The sequence below is a fragment of the Paenalicyclobacillus cellulosilyticus genome, assembly GCF_014647315.1.
GTDB lineage: Bacteria > Bacillota > Bacilli > Alicyclobacillales > Alicyclobacillaceae > Alicyclobacillus_J > Alicyclobacillus_J cellulosilyticus.
This window is the reverse complement of record NZ_BMOY01000014.1, coordinates 20480-39299: the sequence shown is the minus strand read 5'-3', so window position 1 is coordinate 39299 and position 18820 is coordinate 20480. Positions and strand designations below refer to the sequence as shown.

General features: G+C 65.7%; 20 protein-coding genes and 1 CRISPR repeat array (1 of these 21 only partly in view). Of the genes, 8 read left to right on the top strand and 12 right to left on the bottom strand.

The genetic code is table 11. The features are described from left to right. Positions 1-143 precede the first annotated feature (143 nt). Together IEX97_RS05980 and IEX97_RS05975 are read right to left on the bottom strand one after the other, a co-directional pair. Positions 144-362, bottom strand: a complete 219-nt coding sequence (locus IEX97_RS05980) for a DUF2922 domain-containing protein (RefSeq protein WP_188881737.1) — start codon at positions 360-362, stop codon at positions 144-146. Between the two features lie 48 nt (positions 363-410). After that, entirely contained in the window at positions 411-656 is a 246-nt protein-coding gene (locus IEX97_RS05975; protein ID WP_188881736.1) for a DUF1659 domain-containing protein, read from the bottom strand. Between IEX97_RS05975 and IEX97_RS05970 the strand changes: the two genes are divergently transcribed. After that, positions 655-795: a hypothetical protein gene (locus IEX97_RS05970; protein ID WP_188881734.1), complete on the top strand. Its 141-nt coding sequence runs from the start codon at positions 655-657 to the stop codon at positions 793-795. The genes IEX97_RS05975 and IEX97_RS05970 overlap by 2 nt on opposite strands. On the opposite strand, the gene IEX97_RS05965 is transcribed toward IEX97_RS05970, so the two are convergent. Together IEX97_RS05965 and IEX97_RS05960 are read right to left on the bottom strand one after the other, a co-directional pair. Continuing rightward, on the bottom strand, positions 786-1529 hold the full coding sequence (locus IEX97_RS05965; protein ID WP_188881733.1) for a gamma-glutamyl-gamma-aminobutyrate hydrolase family protein: 744 nt from the start codon (positions 1527-1529) through the stop codon (positions 786-788). The genes IEX97_RS05970 and IEX97_RS05965 overlap by 10 nt on opposite strands. Before the next feature lie 93 nt (positions 1530-1622). Further along, positions 1623-2894 (bottom strand): adenosylhomocysteinase, encoded by a 1272-nt coding sequence (locus tag IEX97_RS05960; RefSeq protein WP_188881732.1) that lies wholly within the window; start codon positions 2892-2894, stop codon positions 1623-1625. 316 nt (positions 2895-3210) lie between these two features. Between IEX97_RS05960 and IEX97_RS05955 the strand changes: the two genes are divergently transcribed. The 3 genes from IEX97_RS05955 to IEX97_RS05945 all read left to right on the top strand — a co-directional run bounded on the left by IEX97_RS05955 (position 3211) and on the right by IEX97_RS05945 (position 6548). Further along, complete coding sequence (locus IEX97_RS05955; protein ID WP_188881731.1) at positions 3211-4101, top strand: carbohydrate ABC transporter permease; 891 nt, start codon at positions 3211-3213, stop codon at positions 4099-4101. 139 nt (positions 4102-4240) lie between these two features. Next, positions 4241-5125, top strand: coding sequence for a carbohydrate ABC transporter permease (locus tag IEX97_RS05950; RefSeq protein WP_188881729.1), 885 nt, complete (start codon positions 4241-4243; stop codon positions 5123-5125). 64 nt (positions 5126-5189) lie between these two features. Then, on the top strand, positions 5190-6548 hold the full coding sequence (locus IEX97_RS05945; protein ID WP_188881728.1) for an ABC transporter substrate-binding protein: 1359 nt from the start codon (positions 5190-5192) through the stop codon (positions 6546-6548). 88 nt (positions 6549-6636) lie between these two features. Here the strand turns inward: IEX97_RS05945 and IEX97_RS05940 are convergent, their stop codons facing one another. The 6 genes from IEX97_RS05940 to acpS form a co-directional block, all read right to left on the bottom strand. Then, positions 6637-6987: a type II toxin-antitoxin system PemK/MazF family toxin gene (locus IEX97_RS05940; RefSeq protein ID WP_188881727.1), complete on the bottom strand. Its 351-nt coding sequence runs from the start codon at positions 6985-6987 to the stop codon at positions 6637-6639. A 4-nt stretch (positions 6988-6991) separates the two neighbouring features. Then, positions 6992-7264, bottom strand: a complete 273-nt coding sequence (locus IEX97_RS05935; RefSeq protein WP_373289414.1) for a CopG family ribbon-helix-helix protein — start codon at positions 7262-7264, stop codon at positions 6992-6994. Between the two features lie 120 nt (positions 7265-7384). Beyond that, the gene (alr, locus tag IEX97_RS05930) at positions 7385-8665 is read right to left on the bottom strand and encodes an alanine racemase (RefSeq protein WP_188881726.1); all 1281 of its coding nucleotides are present in this window, start codon (positions 8663-8665) and stop codon (positions 7385-7387) included. A gap of 143 nt (positions 8666-8808) precedes the next feature. Then, the gene (locus tag IEX97_RS05925) at positions 8809-9810 is read right to left on the bottom strand and encodes a LolA family protein (protein WP_188881725.1); all 1002 of its coding nucleotides are present in this window, start codon (positions 9808-9810) and stop codon (positions 8809-8811) included. A 39-nt stretch (positions 9811-9849) separates the two neighbouring features. Next, positions 9850-11316 (bottom strand): NAD(P)H-hydrate dehydratase, encoded by a 1467-nt coding sequence (locus IEX97_RS05920; protein WP_188881724.1) that lies wholly within the window; start codon positions 11314-11316, stop codon positions 9850-9852. 52 nt (positions 11317-11368) lie between these two features. Next, positions 11369-11800: a holo-ACP synthase gene (gene acpS, locus IEX97_RS05915; RefSeq protein WP_229776483.1), complete on the bottom strand. Its 432-nt coding sequence runs from the start codon at positions 11798-11800 to the stop codon at positions 11369-11371. Between the two features lie 71 nt (positions 11801-11871). Between acpS and IEX97_RS05910 the strand changes: the two genes are divergently transcribed. Next, positions 11872-12672, top strand: coding sequence for a hypothetical protein (locus IEX97_RS05910; protein WP_188881722.1), 801 nt, complete (start codon positions 11872-11874; stop codon positions 12670-12672). On the opposite strand, the gene IEX97_RS05905 is transcribed toward IEX97_RS05910, so the two are convergent. Beyond that, positions 12651-13487: a DUF190 domain-containing protein gene (locus tag IEX97_RS05905; protein ID WP_188881720.1), complete on the bottom strand. Its 837-nt coding sequence runs from the start codon at positions 13485-13487 to the stop codon at positions 12651-12653. The two genes, IEX97_RS05910 and IEX97_RS05905, sit on opposite strands and share 22 nt — an antisense overlap. A gap of 234 nt (positions 13488-13721) precedes the next feature. Here IEX97_RS05905 and IEX97_RS05900 point away from each other — a divergent pair, with 234 nt between their 5' ends. Then, entirely contained in the window at positions 13722-13919 is a 198-nt protein-coding gene (locus IEX97_RS05900) for a hypothetical protein (RefSeq protein ID WP_188881719.1), read from the top strand. Positions 13920-14099: 180 nt separating this feature from the next. Here IEX97_RS05900 and IEX97_RS05895 read toward each other — a convergent pair whose 3' ends face one another. Beyond that, positions 14100-14306, bottom strand: coding sequence for a hypothetical protein (locus IEX97_RS05895; RefSeq protein ID WP_188881718.1), 207 nt, complete (start codon positions 14304-14306; stop codon positions 14100-14102). A gap of 98 nt (positions 14307-14404) precedes the next feature. On the opposite strand from IEX97_RS05895, the gene IEX97_RS05890 reads away from it, so the two are divergent. Both IEX97_RS05890 and IEX97_RS05885 read left to right on the top strand, forming a co-directional pair. Beyond that, positions 14405-16261 (top strand): S9 family peptidase, encoded by a 1857-nt coding sequence (locus IEX97_RS05890; protein ID WP_229776481.1) that lies wholly within the window; start codon positions 14405-14407, stop codon positions 16259-16261. Positions 16262-16356: 95 nt separating this feature from the next. Continuing rightward, entirely contained in the window at positions 16357-16692 is a 336-nt protein-coding gene (locus IEX97_RS05885) for a phage holin family protein (protein WP_188881717.1), read from the top strand. A 341-nt stretch (positions 16693-17033) separates the two neighbouring features. Then, a CRISPR array of direct repeats spans positions 17034-18820; the repeat unit is 37 nt; unit sequence GTTGATCCGCGGACGAAGTCCGCGGCCCCATTGAAGC; it runs 379 nt beyond the window's last position.

The window sequence follows — 18820 nt, the reverse complement described above, 5'->3', positions numbered from 1 at the left end:
ATCTCCGGGCGAGCGACTCGCGCCGCAGGCGTGGCTGGAGCGAGCCCGGAGATACGGGAGTAACCGCAAAAGGGCGATCCGCCCTGGATGGTGGACATCCAGGCTGCGGACCGCCCGGGCCTGCATTTCATCCGGCGCGGCGCTCAACCGACGGACGACGTGTCGGTCTGGACCAGGTTCGCACCGATGCTCTTGACCAGTTGCCCCTGCGGGAATGCGAAGATGTTCCGCTGCACCATCAGGTCCATCGCTTGTTTGACCGCCTGCGGATCGACCGGGATCTTCGGGTTCTGGATGGTGATGTGCACCTTCTTGTTGAGGTCGGTCAAAAACTGAAGTTGCAACGTCGCCTTGCTCGCCATACCCACACCCCCTTCCCGCTGCCTGCCATGCTCGTTCGCGCCTTCCGATCACGCCTTCGCCGTCGACGATGCGCCCGACGGCGCCAACCCAGCCTGGTCGACGCGGGCGATGGCGTACACCGGCTCGCTCGCCAGGTTGGCCAACGCCTGCCCGACCGCCAACACGTCGTCATCCGCTGCAGCCGGCGAGACGTGCGGGTAGTTCCGGTTGCGCAGCCGGGGCAACCCGGACGCCGTCGTGCCGTTTTGAAACTGCAGCTGCAGGTGCCGCGCGATGGGAGTCACCTGTGCCATGGGCTTGCTCCTCCTTCCGTGCGCTTGCTTCGTGATGCGCACGCCGGAAGAGATGCCGCGGCCAGGCCGGGAAGGGGACAAGAAAAAACGCCGGCTGGGTGTTTCGCCCGCCGGCCGCCAAGCCGCGACCTACCTTTGATTCTGTGCCGCCTCCACCAGGCCACGGAAGAGGCCTAAAAACACCGGTTCGTTCCAAATCAAGTTTTCCGGATGCCACTGCACCCCGAGCAGGAACGGGTAGTCCCGCAACTCCACGGCTTCCACCAACCCCTCCTCATCCCACGCCACAGGGATGAGATTCCGGCCGAGGGTTTTGATGGCTTGATGATGGAACGAATTGGTGCGAATCTGCGACCGCTGGCCGAGCAGCTCGAACAGCCGGGAGTGCTCCGCGATGGTGACGGTATGCGTCACATGGCTGCGGCGTGACCTCTGGCTGTGCTGGATGCGCCCGCGCCATTCGCGGGGCAGGTCCTGGTACAGCGTGCCGCCGAACGCCACGTTGATGACCTGGATGCCGCGGCAGATGCCGAGGACTGGCTTGCGCTGCATCGTCATCGCCTCGATGAGCGCCAGCTCCAGCATGTCGCGCTCGGGCGACACCTCACCCAAGCCCATCCGCGGTTCTTCACCGTAATGCGCCGGATCGACATCCTCTCCGCCGCTGAGCAGCAAACCGTCCAGGCGTTCCGCCAGCGCGGATACCATGGCCAGGTCCTGGATGAACGGGAGGACGACCGGGATGCCGCCAGCCGACTCAACCCCCGAACAGTAATCGTCCGCCAGCGCGAGATAAAGCGGCGCGGGACCCGGCAGGTTCGTGTCGCGCGTCAACCGGGCCGCGGTGATGCCAATGAGCGGTTTGCTCGCCATTCCACCTCCCCCTTCCTCGGGTGCGGTCTTTGCCGCGCCCTCAGGACCATGTCCCGCGCCGTGGTGCGCGGCGGGCCCACCGTGGCGCGTTGGTCACTCGCCGCGCCAACTCGCCAAATACCTGCGCTGGCTCGGGCTCAGCGCGTCGATCTCCACACCCCACGCCTGCAACCGCAGGCGCGCAACCTCTAGGTCCAGTTCGGCCGGCAAAGGGTGTACACCGGGCGGATAGGCGTGCTGCGCCACCTCGCGCAGCGCCAAGGCCTGCAGGGCGAACGACATGTCCATGACCTCCACCGGATGCCCGTCCGCGGCGGCCAGGTTCACCAACCGTCCCTCCGCCAACAGGTACACGCGCCTGCCGTCGGGGAACTGGTACTCCTCCACGTTGCGCCGCACTTGACGCACGCGGGCCGCCAGGCGCCCGAGGTCGTGCTTGTTGATCTCCACGTCGAAGTGACCCGCATTGGCGAGCAATGCCCCGTCTTTCATCACCGCAAACGCTTCCTCCGTGATGCAGTCGCGGTTGCCGGTGACGGTGATGAACACATCCCCCACCTTGGCCGCCTCCCGGATGGGCATGACCGCGTATCCGTCCATCACCGCCTCGAGTGCGCGGATGGGATCGACCTCGCAGACCACGACGCGCGCCCCCAAGCCTTGCGCCCGCTTGGCGACACCCTTGCCGCACCAACCATAGCCGACGACCACGACCGTCTTGCCGGCGACGACCAGGTTGGTCGTCCGCATGATCCCGTCCCAGACCGACTGGCCCGTGCCGTACCGGTTGTCGAACAGGTGTTTGCACCGCGCGTCGTTGACCGCCATCATCGGGAAGCGGAGCACGCCCTCCGCGGCCATCGCCCGCAGGCGCAGGACGCCGGTGGTCGTCTCTTCGCAGCCGCCGGTGACCCGGGCCGCCACGTCCGGGTAGCTCTGGTGGAGGAGCGCGACGAGATCTCCCCCGTCATCAATCACCAGGTCCGGCCCGAACCGGGCGAGCGCCGCCAGGTGTGCACGGTATTCCGCGTCGGTCGCGCCATGCCAAGCGAACGCGGTGACGCCGCGATCGACCAAGGCGGCCACCACGTCGTCCTGCGTGGAGAGCGGGTTGCTTGCCGCCACCGCCACCTCCGCTCCCCCCGCCTGCAGGGTGAGCGCCAGGTAGGCCGTCTTCGCCTCCAAGTGCAGACAGATGGCGATCCGCTTGCCGGCAAACGGACGCGTCCGCGCGAACGCTTCCCGCAGGTGGTTGAGCAGCGGCATGTGGGCCGCCACCCAGTCGATCTTCAACTGTCCGTCCGGCGCCAACCCGATGTCGCGAATCTGGGAGTCCGCCAGCGGATGGGACGTTCGATCCGACATCCAAAGACCTCCGTTTCTTTTGTCACCGTGCCTGCGCGGCCTCTCCCATGCCATCCTGCCGGATGGCGGCGGGCCCGCCCGCGATACCCGAACGGCTCTTATAATACCTGAACCACGGCGTGAGAAAAGGCCCGCGCGCAAGATTCATGCGCGGCGCAGGTTGGAATGGATTGCATGTGTGAACGTACCGCAGCCACCGCACATTAACGGCAGCGGTTCCTCGCCCGGTCAGGCGGGCTGCCGGGTGTCCGGCCGGCACCGCCGCCCCGGTGGATGCACGGCCGTGCCGCCGCAGGGCGGAAAGGAGGGCCTCGCCATGGTCACAGCCAAACCGCGGCCCAAGCTCCGGTATGAGACGAAGTACCTGTACATCTTCATCCTGCCTTGGATCATCGGGTTCATCGCGTTCACCGCCGGTCCCATCGTGATGTCCGGGGTGTACAGCTTCACGCGCTACAACCTGGTGCTGCCGCCGGCGTTCGTCGGCCTGCAGAACTACGCGCAACTCCTGCGCGATCCGCTGTTTTGGCAGTCGCTCAAGGTCACCGGCATCTATACGTTCGTCAGCGTGCCGCTCGGATTGGTGTTGTCCCTGCTCGTGGCCGTCCTGGTCAACATGCGGATCCCGGGGCAGCGGGCATTCCGGACGGCCGTCTACTTCCCGACGCTCGTCTCCGGCGTGGTGATGTCGTTGTTGTGGCTCTGGCTGCTCAATCCGCAGTTCGGCATCATCAACTACCTGCTGTGGGAGCTGTTCGGCATCAAGGGTCCACAGTGGTTGTACAGCCCGCAGTGGGCGCTGCCGTCCCTCATCCTGATGACCATTTGGGGCATCGGCACCAACATGGTCCTTTACCTCGCCGCACTGCAAGGGGTGCCGCGCTCCCTCTACGAAGCGGCGGAACTGGACGGCGCCGGGCGCATCCGCCGGTTTTTCACCATCACGGTGCCGATGATCTCGCCGACCACGTTGTTTTTGCTCATCACCGGCATCATCGGGACCTCCCAGGTGTTCACGCAGGCCGCGGTGATGACCCAAGGCGGTCCGGAGTACGCGACGTACTTTTACGTGTACTACCTGTACCAGGAGGCGTTCGGGTCGTTCAACATCGGCTACGCTTCGGCGATGTCGTGGGTCTTGCTGCTCGTCGTCTTCCTGTTGACCTACATCCTGATGCGCACGTCGGAACGGTGGGTGAACTACTGACCCATTCCGGCCGGCCGGCGTACGCCCGGCGCACGGCGGTGGACATGCAGAGGTTGGCGTACGATGACCGTCATGCAGAGACCGCGCCATGCAGAGACCGCCATGCGGAGAACGCCATGCACAGGGAGGTGAGCTGATCATGGCGGCAACCGAACGCGAGGTGCAGCGCCGAAAAGTCTCGTTCCATCAGCGCAAATCGGCCGTGGAACGGACGCTCAAAGGCGTTTCGTTCGTGCTGTTGGTGGTCATCTCCGCCATCATGCTGCTGCCGGTGTTCATCATGCTGTCGACCGCCCTCAAGGACCAGCAGACGGTGTTTCTGTTCCCGCCGCAGTGGATCCCGCGGCCGATGCACTGGGACAACTTCATCGCCGCCCTGCAGTCCGGGCCGTTTGGCGCGTATTTTGAAAACACCGCCTTCTACGCCGTGGTGGGCACCTTGTTCGAGGTCGCCTCGTCGTCCGTCGTCGCCTTCGGATTCTCGCGCTACAACGGGCTGGGCCGCGACACCCTGTTCTACATCCTCCTGCTGACGATGATGATCCCGTATCCGGCCGTCATGATCCCGCAGTTCGTGCTGTTCAAAACGCTCGGATGGACGAACACCTATCTGCCGCTCATCGTCCCGTCCCTGTTCGGGAGCGCCTACATCATTTTTATGCTGCGCCAGTTCTTCAACGGCCTGCCCGGCGAGCTGTTCGAAGCCGCCCGGATCGACGGCTGCAGCGAATGGCGCACATTCGTCCAAATCGCCCTCCCGTTGTCGAAACCGGCACTGGCCGCCGCCGCCATCTTCGGTTTTATGTACCGGTGGAACGACTACCTGGCGCCGCTCATCTACCTGAACGACCAGGACAAGTACACCTTGTCGGTGGGGTTGGCCGGTATGACCAGCCAGTTCTCCATCGTCCCGTGGCACTTGATCATGGCGGCGAGCCTGGTGGCCGTCCTGCCGCCCGTATTGATTTTCTTCTTTGCGCAACGCTACTTCATCGAGGGCATCGCCATCACCGGGCTGAAGTGACGGCTTATGCCCGCAGCCCGGCCCATGTCCACGGCCCATGTCCAAGCGACAAGGAGGTATTGCCATGAAACCACGTGTGCTCGCCCTCACCGCCGTACCCGTATTGCTCGCCGGCTCCGTCGCCGGTTGCGCGCCAGGCAACCGCGGCAACGCAGAGGCCGCCCAACCGGCCAACCTGACCGTCCTCTCGATTCAGGAGCCGGGACACGGCAAGGACTACTTTTTGAAACAGGTGCTCATTCCCGCGTTCAACAAGAAGTACCCCAACATCCACGTCAACGTGATCGCGGTGCCATGGGCGCAATTTGACTCGAAGCTGTCGACCTTGGTCGCGGCCGGACAAGCCCCGGACGTGTTCAGCCACTGGGGTGCGAGCGGCTTCGCCGACTACTACCACCGCGGACTCATCGGCGATTTGACGCCGTACATTCAGAAGTATCACTGGCGCAATCCGAACATCCCGGACAAGCTGATGCGGGTCTACCAAGTGAACGGACGGCAGTACGGCGTGCCCATCGCGTTCTTCCCAAGCTTCACCTTCTACAACCGGACCTTGTTCCGGCAGGCCGGTGTGCCCGTACCGGATTATTCGTGGAACGACCCGCGCTGGACCTGGGACGCCATGGTGCGCGACGCCAAACGCCTCACGAAGGATTACGGGAAACCGGACGCGGTCTACGGGGTCAACTGGAACATGGGGAACGCCGACAGCTACGGCTGGGACTGGGGCGTGGACCTGTACAACCAAGGCGCGTACCAGACCGGCATGCCGACCGACAACAACTTCGCCAACCCGAAGTACATCGCCGCCGTCAAGGCACACCAAGACCTGATCTACCGCGACCGGGTGGCACCGACCCCCGCCATCTCGCGCGCGGTGGCCGGTACGGGCGATCCGTTCCTCACCAGCAAGATTGCGATGGAACCCGTCGGGGCCTGGATGCTGGGACAAGCGGCGCAGGCCAAGATGAACTTCGGCATCGCCCCCATCCCGAAGGGGCCGGCCGGCACGGCGACACCCGTCTTGTACACCGACCCGCTGATGATGGCGAAGACATCGAAGTACAAGGACGCCGCGTGGAAGTTCATCGCCTTCTTCGCCAGCACGGAAGGCCAGAAGATGTGGACGAACACCACCGGCTACCCGCCCGCCGACCAGGCGGCCGCCAAAGACTGGTTCGACAACTTCAAACAGGCCGGGATTGATCCGAACTACCTGGCCACCTTGAACCGCCAGGCGATCGCCAACGGCAAGGAATCGCCGAACCACCTCATCGTCGGCTATGCCCAGATCTACGACTTCCTGCAGAACAACCTGCAGCCCGTCTTCAACTCCGACAAAGACCCGGCGAAGGTGCTGCCGCCGCTGCGGGCATCGTTCAACCGGCTGCTCAAGCAGGTGCAGCAAGCGGCGGCGCAATGAACAGCAACCGGCGGCACAACCAACCGCAAGCCCCGCGCCCGACGTGCCCCGCGGCGGAGAAGTCCCGCATCTCCGCCGCGGCACGGCATCAGAAGTCGACCAGGCCGAGGCTGATTTGGATGGCTTCGTTGACCATCTTCATCATCGGCTCGTCCAGGTGCGTGATCTTGTCGGTCAGGCGCTGTTTGTCGATGGTGCGGATCTGCTCCAGGAGAATGACGGAGTCGCGTTCCAGCCCGTACCGGTCCGCGGGCACCTCGACGTGGGTCGGCAGCTTCGCTTTCTGGATCTGCGCCGTGATGGCCGCGACAATCACGGTGGGGCTGAAGCGGTTGCCGATATCGTTCTGGATCACCAGGACAGGCCGGAACCCGCCTTGCTCCGAACCGACGACGGGCGACAAGTCGGCAAAGAAGATGTCCCCTCGTTTGACATTCAACCCTTTATCCCCCGCTTACCAAACGCTCAACCGTACCTCCAGCCTCTTGTTCCAGTGGAAATGCCTCGGTGGCAATCCGCAGGTTGATCCGGGCCATCTCGAGATACCCTTGTTGCAGGGAGGCTCGGATCTCACACTTGCGCTGCTCTTCGAGGTAGGCCCGCATCGCCTCGCGGATGATGTCGCTCCGGTTTCGCTGCTCGCGCTTCGCGATCCCGTCCACCTGCGCCAGCAGCTGGTCCGGCACGTAGACCACAATGCGTTTCGTGTCCGACACGCGTGGCACCTCCACCGATACGTACACTCGACCATCCAGGATTATACCTATCCGAAAATTGGCATGTCAAAACGGGCCCGAACGTGTCGCCGCGCGCGGTACCCGCCGTCCTGGCCGGCGTCAGGCCCCGACATAGATGCGCGGGACGCGCGGCGAGAGGGCACACATCAATTCATACGCGATGGTGCCGGCGAGTCCTGCCAGTTCATCGAGGAAAATGCCGCCAGGACGCGCGTCACGTCCGGCATGGCGGGCGCAACCGCCGGAAGGTGCGTCCGCCCTTGCTGCGGCGAGGTCCTGCCGGCAAGCGTCCAGCCACCGCGTCCAGACCTCACCCAACCACGCCAGGCGGCTTTCCGCAGGCAGCGCCGCCCAATCGTCCGCGTGCAGGCCCGGCGGCGCCGGCGCGCCATAGAGGGTCACCGCATCTCCCCTCGCCACACCCGGCAGATGCGTCACGTCGAGCATAGACTGATCCATGCACACGTTGCCGATGACCCGCGCCCGTTCTCCGTGCACCAGCGCGTCCGCCCGGTTGGATAACGCGCGCGGATACCCGTCGGCGTAGCCCGCGGCCACCGTCGCCACCCGCGTCGGGCGCCGCGCGGTAAAGGTCGCGCCGTATCCCACCGTCTCCCCCGCCGCGATGACCGCCGTGCGCGTCACGAAACTGCACAGGTGCAAGGCGGGCACCAGCCGCACCGGCAACCGCCACGTGCCGCCCGGGTGATAGCCGTACGCGGCGATCCCGATGCGCACCATGCCCCCTTGCCAATCCGGCCGGCGCAGGGTGGCGGCGCTGTTGGCGGCGTGCCAAAGCGGCGGGCGCAGCCCCGCGTCCGCCAACGCCTGACAGACGGATCGAAAACGGTCCATCTGCGCCGCCGCGTGCGCCAGGTCGTCCGCGTCGGCGCATGCCAAATGGGTGAAGACCCCGTCCCACGACACGTCCGGGCGCGCGGCCAAGGCGCGGGCGGCCGCCACGGCTTCCTCCGCCGTCCGCACCCCGAGCCGCGCCATGCCGGAATCCACCTTCAGGTGCACGGATAACCGCGCCGGCAGCGGCGGGACCTTGTCCCAATCCCAGTCGCCGCCTACCGTCAGCGCCACCCGGTGGCGCGCCGCGACGGGCGCCGCGGTCTGCGGCGTGGCACCGAGCACCAAGATGGGCGCGGCAATCCCGGCTTGGCGCAACGCCAACGCCTCCTCCAGGCAGGCGACACCCAGATCGGTGGCCCCGGCCGCGAGCGCCGCCCGGGCCACCGCCTCCGCCCCGTGCCCGTAGCCATTCGCCTTCACCGTCACGAGCAGACGCACACCCGGGCGCAATTGCGACCGCACCGCGGCCACGTTCTGCCGGATGGCTGCGAGGTCGACGATTGCATAGGTGCCTCGGTACAATGCGCTCTCTCCTCACCCTGGGGTGCAACCCTGGGGTGCATCCCCGTGTCACAACCACCAGTGTAGCAGGAAGCCGGGGCAGCAGAAAGCGGCCGCATCACCCGCCCGCGGCGCGCGGGCATGGGTACGGCCGCCTGCATGGACTACTTGCCAATCTGGGCGAACGTGGACAGCGCGACCTCCTTCATCTGGCCGAGGGTGAGGTCGCTGCTGGCGAGATCGTACTCGATGCCGTTGTTGATCCAAATGAGCTCGTGCGCGTGGGACGCCGGCGTGCCGGTGTACACCGCCGGCACACCGTACAGGTCCACCAGCTGCGCCGACGGGAAACCGAAGACGCCCGGCGCCGGACGCGACTCCTGCAAGGTGAAACCGTGGGCGCCGCTGTAGCGCAACAGGTATTGGTCCGCCTCCTCAGGATACGCGATGGTCTGGCGGGCGCCGAACGTCTCGTCCGGCTCCACGTAACCGAACTGCATGTCGGCCGCCATCGTCTGCTGCGCCGGCTTCTGCGCCGCAATCTGGTGCGGATTGAACGCATCCGGCGCGAACTGCACCCCGGTCTCGAACTTCTGGAACTGGATGGTCACCACCGCTTTGCCGTCCTTGTCGTAGAGGACGACCTGTTTGGGATGGAGCGTCTTGGCGTCGAGCACCACGTGTTCCCGCACCACCACGTCGTTGGCCGGCGAGATGGGCAGGTCGAACGTGTACAACCCTTGGTTCTTCCCCACCTTCACGTTGGCATCCTGGATGATCTGGGCGAGAATTTGATCGTAAAGGTAGATATGGCCCTGGTTTTGGGCCCAGTTGCCGTTGAAGCGAAACACCTTTTGCAGCGCCGGGCTGACGATGAACATGCCGCTTGGGTTGCGGACGATGACCTGATTGATGTTCTTGTTCGCATCGCCCAGTGCAATCCGGTAGGTGTCCGGCCCCTCATACCACGTTTCGATGTAATACGTCTGCGCGCTGTTGTCCATTTGGACGGTCATCAGGGCTTCGCTCTTGTAATTCTGCCGCTCCAGGCTCGCCGCTTCCGCCCGGAGCTTGTGCACCACGTCCTGCTTGCCTGGCACGCCGCAGCCTGCGGCCACCGCCAGAATCAACCCGGCCGCCACAGCCAAACCGGTGATCTTCCGCATGGTCCACCTCGCCTTTCCCCGACGCAAGCGACGGTCACGCTACTCCCCGGGTGGCTGCTGGCACACCGCCGCGATGGCCTGCGGCAGGTGCTGTACGACATCGGATGCCATGGTGGCAGCCATGGTGAGCCGGCGCCCGGCCAGCTCACCCGCGAGCCCGTGCAGGTACACCCCGGCCGCCGCGGCGTCGAACGGATCGAGCCCTTGCGCGAGCAACCCGCCGATCACGCCGGCCAGCACGTCGCCGCTGCCCGCGGTCGCGAGCGACGCGTCGCCGGTGGGATTGACGCGGATGCGGCCGTCCGGCGCGGCGACGATGGTGCGGTACCCTTTGAGCACCACCACGGCTTGCGCCGCGCGGGCGAGAGTCTGCGCCGCCGCCAGCCGGCGCGCTTGCACGTCCGCCATCGGCCAGCCGAGGAGCCGGGCGCACTCTTTCGGGTGCGGCGTCAGCACGCGCGGACCGGCGCCCGCACCGGCCGCGGGCTGCCAAAGAGGCAAGGCGTCGGCGTCAATCACGGCCGGTTGCGGCGCGCGGTTCACGACCACCGCCCAGTCTGCCGTGCGCCGCCCCCAGCCGGGCCCGAGGACGAGCGCCTGGCAGTCGGCGAGCACATCGGCCAAGGTGTGCGGGTGGTCGGCGCAAAGCGGGCGCTGGATGAACTCGTACGGCGCAACGAGCCGCTCGCCCGGCACCCCGAGCACCACGTACCCCGCGCCGCTGCGCGCCGCGCCCGTGCCGGCAAGGAGCGCAGCTCCCGCCATCTCGCCCACCGCGATGCCCACCTTGCCGAACGTCCCCTTGTGGCTGGCCGGAGTCCGCGGCGGCAGCACGCGGGCGACCCACGCCGGCGTGGTGAGGCGTGCGTATTCCGGCGCGTCCGGCACGGAGATCCCGATATCGGCTACGCGGACCTCGCCCGCGTATTCGCAACCTGGCCAGACGGCGGTGCCCAGCTTCTGCGCCGCCATGCACACCGTGACCTGCGCCCGGACGGCCGTCCCGCGCACCTCGCCGGTGCTCGCGTCAATCCCGCTCGGGACATCGATGGCGACGGTCCACGGCGAGCAGGCGTTGACCGCCTCGACCAACGCCGCCAGGTCCCCGGCGAGCGGCCGGGATGCACCCGTGCCGAGCAGGCCGTCCACGTACACGTCCGCGTCCGGCAGCCGCACACCCGGTTGCCAGACTTCATAGGCAATCCCGGACGCCATGGCTATCCTCGCCGCTTGGGCCGCATCGCCGCGCAGGTCCGCCGGGTCGGCCAGGGTCAGCACCCGCACCTGGGGTACGCCCAGGTGGGCGAGCCAGCGCGCCGCCACCCAACCGTCGCCGCCGTTGTTGCCTTTGCCGCACAACACCACCACGCGCCGCGGCCGGCGCGCCCACACCACCTCAGCCACCGCCTTGCCCGCAAGTTCCATCAATACCAGCCCGGGGATGCGCTGCACCTCCATCGCCCGTCGGTCCAGTGCCTGCATCTGTTCGCTCGTGACCAGCACCACGCGCGGTACCCTCCCCGAGGATTGCTATACGTATATTCTGCTCGTCCGGCGATTATGTACGGGCCCGGCCGGATGTCTCCGCACCGTCCCGGCGTTCCCGGATGGCGGTGGCGACCGCCACCGTCCGCCCGTGCGCGATGGAGACATGCCACGCCTCGCCGGCGAACGCCTGCGCCATCCCCGCGTCGAGCCAGACAGCGGTCAGCCCGGACGGCGTCAAGCGCACCTCCACCGCCGCCATGCGCAGACGGCCAAGGCCCATCCCCGCCGCCTTGGCCAGCGCTTCCTTCGCGGCGAAGCGGCCGGCGAGATATTCGATGCGCCGCGGTTCCACCATCCTCGCCGCCGCGGCCAGCTCGCCGGGGGCGAGCACGCGCAACAACAGCCTCTCTCCGTAGCGTTCGTACGCTTGCCGGATGCGGTGAATCTCCACCACATCCGTCCCCATGCCGAGGATCACGCCCGTCTCCCCTTCCGCAGACATTCGGTGTTGCCGTCCTTCCGTTCGGCCCGGTAGAATGGGAATGACCCCTTGGCCGGAGAAAGGAGTCTGCCATGACAGAATCTTCGCTCCCGGATGGTGCCACCGCCCGCTTCTGGCGCACGATGGCCGCGCTGACCGCCACGGCCTGTGCATGGAGCGGCTTGTCCTGGTTGTATTTGTATCTGAACCACACCGAACTGGCAAGGCCGGGCACCCTGTTGGCCACCCTCGATCTGCCGGTGGGGATGCCGTCGCTCTGGTCGGTGGTACGCCCGGATGCGGCGCAGACCCCGTGGTTCGTCCCGTTCCTGGTGCTGATCCTCCAAGCGGTGCTGTCCGCCGGATACCTGGGCGCCATGGTGCGCGCCAACCTCTGCTGGCCGGTGAACCCGCGGACGTTCCTGGCCGATGGCCTGCGCGGATTCGTCCGTCTGCTCGTCTGGATGGTGTTGTGGGACTTGGCGGCCCTGTTTACGGCCAACACCACCGTCTTGTGGGCCGCCGCCGGCCGCGTGTTCACCGTGCTCTATCTGGTGGCCAAGTTCGCCCTCTTGTTCGGCGACGTGGCGCTGGTCGCCGAAGGACATCTCTCCTTTGGCGGCGCCTTGCGCAAAGCCTTGGCGGCATGGGCCGTCGCCCTGCCCGGGCTGTGGCCGTACGGACTTGCCATCCTGCTCGTCACCAGCGCCGCCACCACCGCGGCCGGCATGCTCCATCCGCTCACCGTCCTCGGCGTCAGCCTGCTGTACTGCGCCGCGATGACTTGGCTGCGCCACCTCGTCATCACCCGCTACCTGTACGCGGCACGCTGGACCGAGGACACGCGCGAGGCAGCGCAGACCGGCGAAAGTTACCGCGGCGTGCACAGGTAGACCGGCGTGATCGCCAACATGCCGTCGCCCTGAAGTACGTCCTGCAACGCCGGCAACGCCCGCGCCACCTTGTCGGCCCGGTCCAGCGCCGTCACCATCACCGGCACCGCCGCCGGCTGAAACAGGCGCGGGCGGTTGAGCTTGCGGCGCGCACCAAAGCCGCAGACCCCGCGGAACGTGGCAATCCACAGGATCTGGTACTGGCGCAGGACATCGGCCGCCGCCTGATAGACCGGCCGGCCTGCCCGCTGCGCGTTTTCCACCGTGTAGACCCGCACTTCCAGCCCTGACAACACCGGCAGCCCGCACGCACGGGCCATCTGATCCAGCTCGTCGCCTGCCGGCGCAGCGGCGGTGAGCGGCGGCACGTCCGACCCGTGCGATTCCGTTGCCCCCGCACCTGCCGCAGCCTGCGGCCCCCCTGCCGGCCGGGGCGTATGCTCCCGCGCCGGATCCTGACCGTTGTGCATCCTGTCCCGTGCCTCCCCCCGGACCACCGGTTGCCATACCAGCACACCTCGCCCCCTTAGCAGGCGTGCGACCTCCGGGAGCCATGCCTGCACCCTCTCCCAGCGGTCCATGATCTCCATCCAGATGGGCAGCTCGTTCGACGCCACTTCGTTCTCGACCGTGCGAAAGGCGCGTGTCGCCCGCCCGCCTTCCACGCCCGTCCAGACCGTGGCGCCGGCGACGCCAGATCGCAACGCCTCGTCCACCAATACTCGGTACAACAGGCGCCCGCCGCCTGCCGTTTCGGCCCCGTTCCAGATGCCGACGGAGAGGTTGCACCATTCAGATTCCGCCGCGCGTGCCATCCCGTCCGTTCCCTCCCGTTGGGCGAACGCCCACCTGAGCCTGTCGGATGCATGCTATGCGGCGTGCTTGCCGCAGGTGCAAGCCGCGTGTCAAGAGGTGTCCGCGCGCGCGGAAATATGGCACAATAGGGCTGAACGCAGCCGCACCCCGGCGGGCGCGGACGTGAACGCCGTTCATCCGGGTGTCCCGCCGGGCAAACCGTCGGGTCAAACCCCATAGTGAGGTGCCCCTCTTTGCATCACGTGCTCAATGCATTGTTTGTCGTCGGAATCGCCGTCTGCTTTGCGTTCTTGTACACCATCCGGCCGGGTGCGGAAGGCCGGCGGCCGACGAAACGCCAATTGGCCGGGCTGTTGGTCATCGGGGCGGTCATCGGGGTCGTCTTCCTCGCCACCAGCTCGCTGTATGCTCCGCCGCCCGTCGCCGCATAACAGCGAGCCGCGAGGAACCAGGCGAACGAGCCGTACATGGCCGGAGGCGGCCGGAAGCGGGCAGCATCGCGGTTGGCGCCGTGCCGCCGCGACCGCAAGGGGGACAAACGCGCGCGTGCGGGCGCCACGGTGCATGCAGGCGCTCTGATGCGGCAACAGGCACGGCGCACCGTGGCGGGGTTAAGGCGTGTCGACTTCGGCTTCCTGCGGATCGCGCAGCCAGAAGCGGGTGTACTGCTCGATGATGGCGTCGACCTTGTCCATCAGGCTCGGGTCGTCCGGTATCACAATCTCGCCGCACGTCGGGCAGGTCCACGGCCGGTCGAACTCGGCGCTCGAATACGCCCGTTCGTTGCAGTGCGGGCAGACGGCGGAAGGCATGTCCATCCTCCCCTTCTACCAAACCGTCGAGCAGATTTGACTTCATCATACTGAAAGGTTCGACTTTCGACAACGCACGTTCGCCACCACAGGGAGTGAGTCGCGTGCAACCAGCGGGACGCATCGGGATAGAGCGGTACATGGAGATTCGCTTTGCGCAAGCGCCCGCTTACAGCCACGACGGCCGGACGCTCTACTTTCTATCCAACATCACCGGCACACCGCAGGTCTGGGCGCAGGATGAAGGCACGCCGTGGCCGCGGCAGGTGACGTTTTTTGGCGATCGCGTCCTGCGCGTGGCGCCAAGCCCTGCGGCGCCGCGGTTGTGCATCGCGGCGGACGAGGGCGGCAGCGAGAACGCGCAGCTGTTTTTGGCGGACGCGTACGGACTCGGCCTGCGGCGCCTCACCGACGACCCGCGCACCATGCACGTCTTCGGCGGCTGGTCGCCGGACGGGCGGCGGATGGTGTACAGCAGCAACCGGCGCGACGGCCGCCACTTCGACGTGTACGTGTACGACCTGGAAACCGACACGCATCAGGCGGTGTGGGTGAGCGACGACACGAATTTTGCCGGACCATTCAGCCCGGACGGGAAAGCGGTCCTCATTTCCCGGATGTACAGCAACCTGAATCACGACCTGTTCCTGCTCGACCTGGCGACGGGCGAGATCAGCCTGCTCACCCCGCATACCGGGGATGCGCAATTCAGGGAACCCTGCTTTCATCCCAATGGCCGCTGGTTGTACGTCGTGTCGGACTGGCAGAGCGAGTATGGCCGCGTCGCCCGCCTGGACTTGGCGTCCCGCGCGTGGACCTGGTTGACGGCGGACGATTGGGACGCGGAGTGCCTCGCCGTCTCCCGCGACGGCGCCTGGCTGGCATATGCCCGCAACGAGGACGGCACGTCGCGGTGGTATGTGCACCGGTTGACGGATGACGGCATGACGGCGGAGGGTGGCTCGTGGACCGCGGCGGATTTGCCGCCCGGTGTCGTCCTCGATGCAGCGTGGCATCCCATGGCGCCCCGGATGGCCCTCACCCTCTCCAGCCCGTTGCACGCGACCGAGGTGTGGGAAATGGCGCTGACGGGCGCCGCGGCAAGCGGCGGCGAAGAAGAGGGCGCCCAGCATGCTTGGTCCGCCCGCCGCATCACGTATGCGTCCATCTCCGGTGTGCCGGCCGAGACGTTCGTGGCACCGGAGTTGGTGCACTACCCGTCGTTCGACGGCCTGCAGATCCCGGCGTTCTACTACCGGCCCAAGCACCCCGGACCGTATCCGGTGGTCGTTTTCGTCCACGGCGGGCCCGAGTCGCAGAGCCGAAATGCGTTCAACAGCGTCATCCAGTACTTCGTCCAGCGCGGGTTTGCGGTGTTCGTGCCCAACGTGCGCGGCAGCACCGGCTACGGCCGCACCTACGTCCACCTGGACGACGTCCGCAAGCGCATGGACTCGGTCGCCGATCTCGCCGCGAGCGTCGACTGGCTCTGCGCGCACGGCGACGCGCGGCGCGACGCCATTGCGGTGATGGGCGGATCGTACGGGGGGTTCATGGTGCTGGCCGCCGTCACCCACTACCCAGACCTGTGGGCGGCCGGGGTGGACATCGTCGGCATCGCCAACCTGCGCACGTTCATCCAAAACACCAGCCCGTACCGGCGCCACCTGCGCGAGGCAGAGTACGGAACCATCGAGGAGGACGGCGAGTTTTTCGACACCATCTCGCCCATCCACCACGTCGACAAGATCCGCGCGCCGATGCTCATCATCCATGGCGCGAACGATCCGCGCGTGCCTGTGAGCGAAGCCGAACAAATGGTGGAAGCCCTGCGGGCGCGGAACCATCCGGTGGAGTACATCCGGTTCGAGGACGAGGGGCACGGTGTAGTGAAGCTGGCGAACCGGGTGCGGGCGTACGGCGCCATCGCGGCGTTTCTCGAGCGGTGGCTCGTCAAGTGAAGTTCGAAACGGAAGATCAAAAAGGGAGCTGGAACATCACGAAAGGAGTTAGAGGTGTTAGAGGAGTTAGAGGAGATGGAGAAGGAGGTGAAACGATGCATTGGATCGTCCGGTTGTTGCTGAACGCGGTGGCGCTTTTGATTGTCGCGGCCATTCTGCCGGGGATTGAGGTACACGGGGTGTTGAGCGCCATCGTGGCGGCGCTCATCCTCGGCGTGGTCAACACGTTTGTCGGCAGCTTGCTGCGGATTGTGTCGCTGCCCATCACCGTGCTGACGTTCGGCCTGTTCACGTTCGTGATCAACGCCTTGTGCTTTTGGCTCGCGGCGGCGTTGACGCCCGGGTTTGTCGTGCACGGTTTCTTGGCTGCACTGGTCGGCGCACTGTTGACCAGCGTGATTGGCGGGGTGTTGCACCGATTGGCACGATGAAGAGCAGGAATTTTGAGGAGCAGGAGTTTTGAGGCGCGGGAGTTTTGAGGCGCGAGGGTTGACGCAGACGATGGCTCTTGTGCAAGCACCGGGGCATCGGAGGCAGCGGGTTTGCGGATCTGCGCACACTGGCGGTGTCCAGCAAGTTTCCTGCGCGAACCCCCAGTGACGGCGAAACCCCGGGGGTTTCGCGGAAACCCGGGAACGCGTGAGATGTCTGGATTTTTCGCCATGGAGCGGGTACAATGAGGACGTCTGCAGCAGTTGAAGGGCATGTGTTCTTGGGGGGTTCGCGGAAATCGGCTGAGATTCCGCGTCGTGACTGGGCTGGATCGGGAGGCGTTGATCCGCGGACGAAGTCCGCGGCCCCATTGAAGCTCTACTTGCCGCCAGGTAGCTCCGTGATTCCGGCGGGAGTTGATCCGCGGACGAAGTCCGCGGCCCCATTGAAGCACGGTGCTCAACTGCGGAGAGATGTCCCCAAGCGGCGTTGATCCGCGGACGAAGTCCGCGGCCCCATTGAAGCTGTCTGAGAAACTCGGCATCCCTACTGCCAAGCTTCGTTGATCCGCGGACGAAGTCCGCGGCCCCATTGAAGCTCCTTGCTTATTCTTCTTCGACAAGAGTTCGATGGCGTTGATCCGCGGACGAAGTCCGCGGCCCCATTGAAGCACTTCAAACCGTCGCGTTATGGTCGGTTTGACGAACGTTGATCCGCGGACGAAGTCCGCGGCCCCATTGAAGCGTCCAAGAGGTAAGCAAGGATCCTCGCTACTCAGGCGTTGATCCGCGGACGAAGTCCGCGGCCCCATTGAAGCTTCTCGTAGAACCTTGTGATTTTGGCGAGGAGCTTACGTTGATCCGCGGACGAAGTCCGCGGCCCCATTGAAGCCCCGGCCACTGACTGACGCTTTGGACCCCCTCTTCTGCGTTGATCCGCGGACGAAGTCCGCGGCCCCATTGAAGCGTTCACCACCTCTCTGCTTGTCCCATCTCAGGCGGCGTTGATCCGCGGACGAAGTCCGCGGCCCCATTGAAGCGAAGGCCGGGCGGGCGGCCGGCAGGCCGTCCCTTCCGTTGATCCGCGGACGAAGTCCGCGGCCCCATTGAAGCTAAGAAGCGATTTACTCTCGCTTGAAAAATCTCTGGGTTGATCCGCGGACGAAGTCCGCGGCCCCATTGAAGCGAGGTGCTCAATAAGCTGGCGATGGATGGGCCGTCGTTGATCCGCGGACGAAGTCCGCGGCCCCATTGAAGCCTGTAGTAGATCGACAGAACCATCACGTCCGTCTCGTTGATCCGCGGACGAAGTCCGCGGCCCCATTGAAGCACGCGATTGCGCGCGGCTTCAAACGTCGCAAAAACATCGTTGATCCGCGGACGAAGTCCGCGGCCCCATTGAAGCCCGTTTGGAACGCAAGGAAAAGTCTTCCTCCTTCGTGAAGTTGATCCGCGGACGAAGTCCGCGGCCCCATTGAAGCTTTCTTATGACGGTCGTCAAGTGTCTGTTAATGGGTTGATCCGCGGACGAAGTCCGCGGCCCCATTGAAGCGTCGTCTGGCAGCCGGACCCGGAGGTAGTGACACCCGGTTGATCCGCGGACGAAGTCCGCGGCCCCATTGAAGCTTTCTTATGACGGTCGTCAAGTGTCTGTTAATGGGTTGATCCGCGGACGAAGTCCGCGGCCCCATTGAAGCGTCGTCTGGCAGCCGGACCCGGAGGTAGTGACACCCGGTTGATCCGCGGACGAAGTCCGCGGCCCCATTGAAGCTTTCTTATGACGGTCGTCAAGTGTCTGTTAATGGGTTGATCCGCGGACGAAGTCCGCGGCCCCATTGAAGCAACGGTTGAGGACTTGGCATTGCAGTTCGCGGAAGCTGTTGATCCGCGGACGAAGTCCGCGGCCCCATTGAAGCGTAGAACCACTCCTCACAGAAGGGATCTGATAAAAGTTGATCCGCGGACGAAGTCCGCGGCCCCATTGAAGCACCATGGGCCTGTTGGTAGTGGAAAAAGCTACTGTGCGTTGATCCGCGGACGATGTCCGCGGCCCCATTGAAGCGTCTTGATGTCGTTGTACGCATTCTGTTGATTGGCATGTTGATCCGCGGACGATGTCCGCGGCCCC